The sequence below is a fragment of the Methylomonas sp. BG-2 genome (genome assembly GCF_057766305.1).
Map to the genome: position 1 here is coordinate 1 of NZ_JBYMAP010000396.1, position 2,189 is coordinate 2,189.

Annotated in this window: 2 protein-coding genes; both read left to right on the plus strand. The window is 63.7% G+C overall.

Translation table 11 applies throughout. The features are described from left to right. The coding region (locus AC3B8H_RS20585) for an ABC transporter permease (RefSeq protein WP_488443383.1) at nt 1-1,097 on the plus strand (1,097 nt) is incomplete at its 5' end. A gap of 2 nt (nt 1,098-1,099) precedes the next feature. After that, nucleotides 1,100-2,189: efflux transporter outer membrane subunit (locus AC3B8H_RS20590; protein WP_488443384.1), on the plus strand; the 1,090-nt coding region annotated here is incomplete at its 3' end.

Genomic DNA, 2,189 nt, shown 5'->3' on the forward strand with positions numbered 1-2,189 from the left:
GCGTCGCGGCGGTCGTGACGATGTTGGCGGTCGGCCAGGGCAGTCAAGCCAAAGTGCTGGAACAAATGCGGGCGATGGGAACCGATATTTTGTCGATACGCCCTGGCGTACCGGGATTTCGGGGCGGGGGCGACGTGGCGACCTTGACGCTGGCCGATGCCGACGCCATCGAAGAATTAGCCAATGTCGCCTCGGCCTCGCCTGAACGCAACAGCCGCCTAACCTTGCGTTACGGCAGTATCGACTACGCCACCAACGTACAGGGCGCGGCGCCCGGCATGCCCTGGGTGCGCGACTGGCCGGTCGCGCTCGGCGACTTTTTCGACGACCGCGACCAACGCCGCTACGCGCCGGTGATGGTATTGGGCGAGACCGTCCGCAAACTGTTGTTTGCCGACGGAGAGGACCCGCTCGGCCGCTACGTGATGATAGGCAACATCCCGTTCGAGGTGATCGGCGTGATGGCGGCCAAGGGCGCCGACGCCCAAGGCAGCGACCGTGACGACGCGGTGTTCGTGCCGATCAGTACCGGCTTGATTCGGCTGTTCGGCCAAAACTATCTGAGCGGAATTACGGTGCGGGTCGCGGACGTCGGCCGAATCGAAGACACCCAACAAGCCATCGCCGATCTACTGGCCGCCCGCCATCAGACCGAGGATTTTCGGATACGCAACATGGCCTCGATTATCGAATCGGCCACCGAAACCCAGAACACCTTCACACTGATGCTAGGCATCGTCGCGGCGATCTCGCTACTGGTCGGCGGCATTGGCGTGATGAATATCATGTTGGTCAGCGTCACCGAGCGTACCCGCGAAATCGGGATTCGCATCGCCACCGGCGCCCGCCGCCGCGACATCTTGCTGCAATTCAACACAGAAGCGGCCGTGGTCTGCACCCTGGGTGGCCTGATGGGCGTCGTGCTCGGTTTCGCGGCCGGCCATGCCTTGGCCTTGTTCCAGATGGCGGTATTGTTTTCGCCGTTGCCGGCGATTCTGGCGTTTTCCTGTGCCTTCGGCACCGGCATACTGTTTGGCTATTTGCCGGCCCGTAAAGCTGCGTCGCTGGACCCGGTCGTGGCCTTGGCGGCGGAATGAGGATGCGAACACCAAACGCCGCCGCCATGCTGGCCTTGTTGAGCCTCGCGACCGGCTGCAATTTGTTGACCGACTACCAACGCCCCAATCTCGACGCGCCGCTGCACTGGCGGGACGCACCGCAAGCCGGAGCGACCCGCGTCGATCGACAGTGGTGGCGAGCCTTTGCCAGCGAAGCGCTCAATGAGTTGATCGGCGACGCTCTGGCCTACAATAACGACCTGGCCGCCGCCCGCCAGCGCATCGAGCAGGCCCGCGCCCAAGCCAAAATTGCCGGCGCGGACCTGTGGCCGAACGCGGGCTTGGCCGGCGATTTTAGCGACAATCGCAATGCTTCGACCGACACCCAAAGCACCAGCGGCCAATTCGACATCGCCTACGAGGTGGATTTATGGGGCGCCAACCGAGCCCGGCGCGACGCCGGCGACGCACGCATGCTCGGCGCAGTCTTCGCCCACGACGCCCTGCAATTGGTGGTGATGGCCGATGTCGCTCAAGCCTATTTCGATCTGTTGGCCATCCGGGAGCGTCGGCTGATCGCGTCCGATTTTCTGGAAACGGTCGGCGCGATCCTAACGATCATCGAAGCCCGCCAGCGGGCCGGTTCCGCCTACGAATTGGAAGTCGCTCAGCAGCGTAGCGCGCACGCCAATGCCCGCGCCGGCTTGGATTTACTGATTCAACAAGAAACGCTGGCGGAGAACAGCCTCGCCATTCTGCTCGGCCGCGCTCCGCACCAATTGCATCTGGCGCCGGAGCGTTTCGCCGATCTGGCGACGCCGGACATCGCGGCCGAACAACCCGCAACGTTGTTGCAACGTCGGCCGGACATCGGCCAGTTGGAGATGGAACTGATGGCCGCCAATGCCGATGTCGCGGTGGCGCGAGCCGCGTTTTACCCGAAGCTGCAGCTGAGCCTGGGCAGCGTTCTGGCCAACCCGCAACCGGCCGGGGTGGCGGCAACGCTGGCGGCCGGTCTGACTCAACCACTGTTTCAGGGTGGCCGCCTGGACGGCGCCCTGGACTACGCATTGGCGGCGAATGGAGAATTGGTCGAAACCTACCGAAAAACCGTGTTGACCGCGTTCAAGG